This is a genomic window from uncultured Campylobacter sp. (genome assembly GCF_963517995.1).
Lineage (GTDB): Bacteria > Campylobacterota > Campylobacteria > Campylobacterales > Campylobacteraceae > Campylobacter_A.
The window spans coordinates 1-4,503 of the sequence record NZ_CAUQHQ010000163.1 but is presented as its reverse complement, the minus strand read 5'-3'; the positions used below and the strand labels follow the sequence as shown (position 1 = coordinate 4,503).

Here is a 4,503-nt window from a genome sequence, read left to right as displayed (position 1 = left end):
CTTTGATATAAATAAAATTTTTGCCGTGCTGGGCGGATTTTTAAGGAGCGGCACCGAGCTCGTTTCAAAGAGCTTTTTCGTCTTTTTGCTCGTTACTTTTATGCTTTTTGAAGTGCAGGTATTTTCTCAAAAAGTCGAGTATTTTGCTAGTAAAAATCCGCAAACGAACCAGATCGTAGATACGTTTATATCAAATCTCAAGCGCTATCTCGCGATCAAGTCCGCGGCATCGTTTGCGACGGGCGTTTTTATATTTATCGGGTTAAATTTTATCGGAGTGCCCTACGCGCCGCTTTGGGGGATTTTAGCTTTCGTGCTAAATTTTATCCCGACGATCGGCTCTATTATCGCAGCCGCTCCGGCGCTTCTGGTGGCGCTTTTACTAAACGACGCAGCCTCTTGCGCTTGGACTGCGGTGCTATATCTAGCCGTAAATATCGTCATCGGCAACTTTATCGAGCCGAAATTTCTTAGCAAAGGCCTTGGTATCAGCACGCTTGTGGTGCTTTTGAGCCTACTTTTTTGGGGATTTTTGTTCGGCATCGGCGGTATGTTTTTAGCAGTACCGCTTACCATGAGTCTAAAGATCGCGCTTGACGCAAACCCGAGCACGAAATTTATCGCCGTTTTACTCAGCGATAAACTCGAGCGGTAAAATTAAATTTAAAGGTAAATTTTGAAAAGCATTATCTTTGTAGCGGCGATGCTAGCCGAAATAAAACGACTAATAAGCCAAATGTTTAGGTACACTCACGAAAGCGGCTTAGAGGGCTTTAGTCCAAATTTAATAGATGAAAAATTTAAACTAAGCTTGGTTAAATGACCGGCCAAAACTAAAAATAAATTTAAAACAAAGAGAAAATATGGATCACGGACTAAGAGATACTATCGTAGAGCGAACGCAGAGCCTAGAACCCGAGCTCAAAAAACAAGCCCGAAAACTAAATCAAAAGATAATCGATGTCAGCTTTTACCACAACGCTAAAAATTTAGCCAAAATCGGCGAGGTTATGAGCGATGAGCTAGGAGAGTTTTTGCTAGGCTGCGCGCTAGACTACGATAAGACGCGCGAGGGCAAATTTGACGCGAGCGATAACGATTTAGAAACATTGCGCGGAGTTTGGAGCGCGCTTAGCTTCTCGCGTAAGCCCGAAATTTTAGACTATCTTAGCTCTCAGGCGCGCCGCAGCATAGCGCATCGCTCGTTTGCGCACAGGTATATTTTCGAGATTTTACGCCTGCAAGAAAAGGCCGGCCGCGTTCACCCGCTGCTTGGCGAGCTTTACGAGTATTATGACGCGCTGCGAGAAAAGCTGCCCGTTTACGAGCTTTTGCGCCGCATAGGCGCGACGCCTGCCGATCCTTATGATTTTGAGTTTATACTAAACGCCGTAAATTTGGGCTACTGGTTTAGCAACGAGTATCTAGGGGAAGAGGAGAAAAAGCGTAAATTTCACTTGCAGATCCGCATTTTTGCGCCGTTTATAAACGACAAGACCTTTGATATACAAATCAGCAACGACAACGTTCCCAGGGCGCGTATCGACTTTGACGACGATGGCGTGAGCTTTTTACAGCAAGTAGCGCCGGATGCCTTGCCCTGCCCCGACCTTTTAGACTTAAAGCCTTTTATCGCGAGCGTAAAGTCGCATTTTGGGATAGATTTTGATCTCTCAAACAAAGATAAAACCGCCCTAACCGCCGGCAAAGGGCTAAGCAGAGCTAAAATTTTAGCCTGGCTAAATGAGGTTTTTAGCTAAATTTGCGCCCTAAAATTAGCCCGGTTTGCGCGCAAATTTGACGCACGGTAGCGGACGGCTTTATGGTAAATTTACGTCGAATTTTAAATCCGCCGTTTACTTTTGCGTTAAATTTAAAGCGATTTTGCGTAGCTTAGGGCGACGGTTTGTGTTAAATTTAGCGGATAAATTACGACTTATTTGCATTTTAGGGCGTTTTGCTTCGCGGCTAAGGGCTAGTTTTATCTTTTTGCGCAGTTTGCCGCCGTATCTCGCGCACAGCGAAAGCGGTATCCACGGAGCTTGACCGAGCCTTACCGCACTGCGGATAAATTTGCGATATTTTTACGCTTGCGAGGTCTTAGTTGATTGCGCGCGGAGCGTACTTGCAGCGCTTTACGCCTGCTAGGCGGGCTATTTTGCGCATTTTTATTTGCGAGATTTTGCCGCGAGATGCTTTTATCGGGGCAAATGCAGCTGCCTGCTTTTGCTGTTTTACTTTACCGCGCCGTTTATTTTCGTTTTAGTCGCGGTCTGATTGCTATTTTGCCGCGCGGCTTAGGCTTTTGCGCTTGTATGTAGCTGTACTCCCCGTAAATTCGGCTCCGTCTATCCGCGAACCTTTTTTACGCGCCGTATCGTTTGCGCCTTTTTAGCCGTCCGTCCTCAGGCTTAGCCAGACTGCGCCCTACCCGCGCTTTTGCGATCTAAAATTTAACTCCGTCCAGCCGCACTCCGCGCCGCTTCTTTTTGCGTAAATTTGCCCGCCGCAAATGCCGTGCAAACGGCTCTTGATCGCGGTTTCAAGCGGAGTTTTATAAAATTTCGCTAAAATCGCGTTTAAAATCTACTTAAAAGGCAAATTTTGAAAGGAATTATACTTACCGCCGCTATCCTTGCGGTCGGGCTTTATGCGTATTCTTGGCACTTTTTGATCACGGTTTTGGTGATTAGCTTTCTTATATTTTTCCACGAGCTTGGCCACTTTCTCGCCGCTCGTATGTTAAAAGTCGGCGTGTTAAAATTTAGCGTGGGCTTTGGGCAAAGCGTCTACTCAAAAACTATCGGTGGCACCGAGTACGCCGTGGGCGCGATACCGCTTGGCGGCTACGTGAGCCTAAAAGGGCAAGAGGACTCCAAGCCCGGCCTAAAAAACGAAGACGCCGACAGCTACACGAGGCTTAGCCCTCTTGGACGCATTTTCATCCTTTTCGCAGGGCCGTTTTTTAACTTCGCTTTGGCGTTTTTTATCTTTATCGCGCTTGGACATATCGGCGTTGAAAGGCTAGCGCCGACTGTGGGCAAAGTGCTGGAAAACTCCGCCGCGGCAAGCGCCGGACTGCAAAAAGGCGATAAAATTTTAAACATAAACGGCATCAAAATCAGCGAATGGGACGAAATAAGCAAAAACGTAAATTTAACCTCCACGGCAATCACGCTCGAGCGCGCAGGCGAAATAAAAACGATAAATTTGACGCCTAAAATCGGGCAGAGCGTAACGATATTTGGCGAAAAGATAGAAAAACCGCTCATCGGCATTTCGCCCTCAGGCGAGGCCGTCACGATACGAAATACCGGCTTTAGCTCGCTAAAATTCGCGCTCGTCGAGACCGCAAACGCTTCAAAGCTCATATTTACGGGGCTTGAAAAGCTCATCGTAGGCGTCGTGCCGCTAAAAGAGATGGGTGGCATCATCCAGATCACCGACGTCACCTCAAAGGCCGCAGGCATCGGCGTCTCGACCCTACTCATCATCGCCGCACTCATCTCCGTAAATTTAGGCGTACTAAACCTGCTGCCTATCCCGGCGCTTGACGGCGGACACATATTTTTCAACCTTTACGAGCTCGTTTTCCGCCGCGAGATGAACGAAAAAGTCTATATCGGCCTCACCTACTGCGGCTGGGCGTTTTTGCTATGCCTGATGGCGTTTGCGACATTTAACGACGTGATGCGCCTAAGCGGAGCGGGACAATGAAGCTCGCGCAAATTTTAGAACGCATCCAAAACGCTCGCACGAGCGAGGCCGTGAAGCTAATCGCCGTGAGCAAAAATGTAACGACTAAAGAAGTTTTGGAGCTTTTTAGGCAAGGGCAAACGAGCTTTGGCGAAAACCGCGTGCAAGAGCTCAAAAACAAGAGTGAAATTTTATCAAATTTGCCGATCGAGTGGCACTTCATCGGGCGGCTCCAAAGTAACAAAATAAATCATCTCCTAGCGCTCAAACCCGCTCTTTGGCAAAGCTGCGAGAGCGTAGAAGCCGCGCTTGCGGTGGATAAGAGGCTTAACTATGAGCTACCTTGCCTGCTACAGATAAACTCCGCGCGCGAAGACACGAAGCAAGGTATCTCGCCCGAGGCCGCGCAGGATGCGTTTTTACAAATCGTGCAGGAGTGCAAATTTTTAAAACCCGTCGGCGTGATGAGTATCGGCGCGCACGTTGATGACGAGCGAGTCGTGCAAAGGAGCTTTGAGACGACGCGTAAAATTTATGAAAATCTGCAATCAAAGGGTGCGCAAATTTGCTCAATGGGTATGAGCGGCGACTTTGAGCTAGCGATAAAATGCGGCTCAAATATGATTCGTTTGGGGTCGATTTTATACGCGTAAATCGGCCGAATCCTTTGTAAATTTAGAAAAATCTACCTAAAAAGGAATCAAAATGGGCTACGACGTGAGTTATCATCCGATCAACGAAAGCGAGATAAAGCAGTGGTATTTTGACGCGTTAAAAAGCGCGAGAGAAGGCGACTGTTCGGTCGCG

Annotated in this window: 5 protein-coding genes; all 5 read left to right on the top strand. The window is 47.4% G+C overall.

Annotated features, from left to right (window positions below; all coding sequences use genetic code 11):
* Nucleotides 1-655 (top strand): AI-2E family transporter (locus RYL88_RS11725; protein WP_314991518.1); only part of this gene is annotated, 655 nt, incomplete at its 5' end.
* Nucleotides 656-676: 21 nt separating this feature from the next.
* Entirely contained in the window at nucleotides 677-823 is a 147-nt protein-coding gene (locus RYL88_RS11720; protein WP_314391690.1) for a hypothetical protein, read from the top strand.
* A 40-nt stretch (nucleotides 824-863) separates the two neighbouring features.
* The gene (locus tag RYL88_RS11715; RefSeq protein WP_314991516.1) at nucleotides 864-1,760 is read left to right on the top strand and encodes a hypothetical protein; all 897 of its coding nucleotides are present in this window, start codon (nucleotides 864-866) and stop codon (nucleotides 1,758-1,760) included.
* An 844-nt stretch (nucleotides 1,761-2,604) separates the two neighbouring features.
* A complete protein-coding gene (rseP, locus tag RYL88_RS11710) occupies nucleotides 2,605-3,717 on the top strand; it encodes an RIP metalloprotease RseP (RefSeq protein WP_314991514.1) in 1,113 nt (370 codons plus the stop codon).
* Nucleotides 3,714-4,349 carry a YggS family pyridoxal phosphate-dependent enzyme gene (locus RYL88_RS11705; RefSeq protein WP_314991512.1) on the top strand — a complete coding sequence of 212 codons (636 nt, stop codon included), beginning with the start codon at nucleotides 3,714-3,716 and terminating at the stop codon, nucleotides 4,347-4,349. Before rseP ends, RYL88_RS11705 begins: the two co-directional genes overlap by 4 nt.
* Nucleotides 4,350-4,503: the final 154 nt, after the last annotated feature.

Coding starts and splice junctions, on each gene's coding strand:
- RYL88_RS11715 (WP_314991516.1), top strand. CDS start 864: ATGGATCACGGACTAAGAGATACTATCGTAGAGCGAACGCAGAGCCTA.
- RYL88_RS11705 (WP_314991512.1), top strand. CDS start 3,714: ATGAAGCTCGCGCAAATTTTAGAACGCATCCAAAACGCTCGCACGAGC.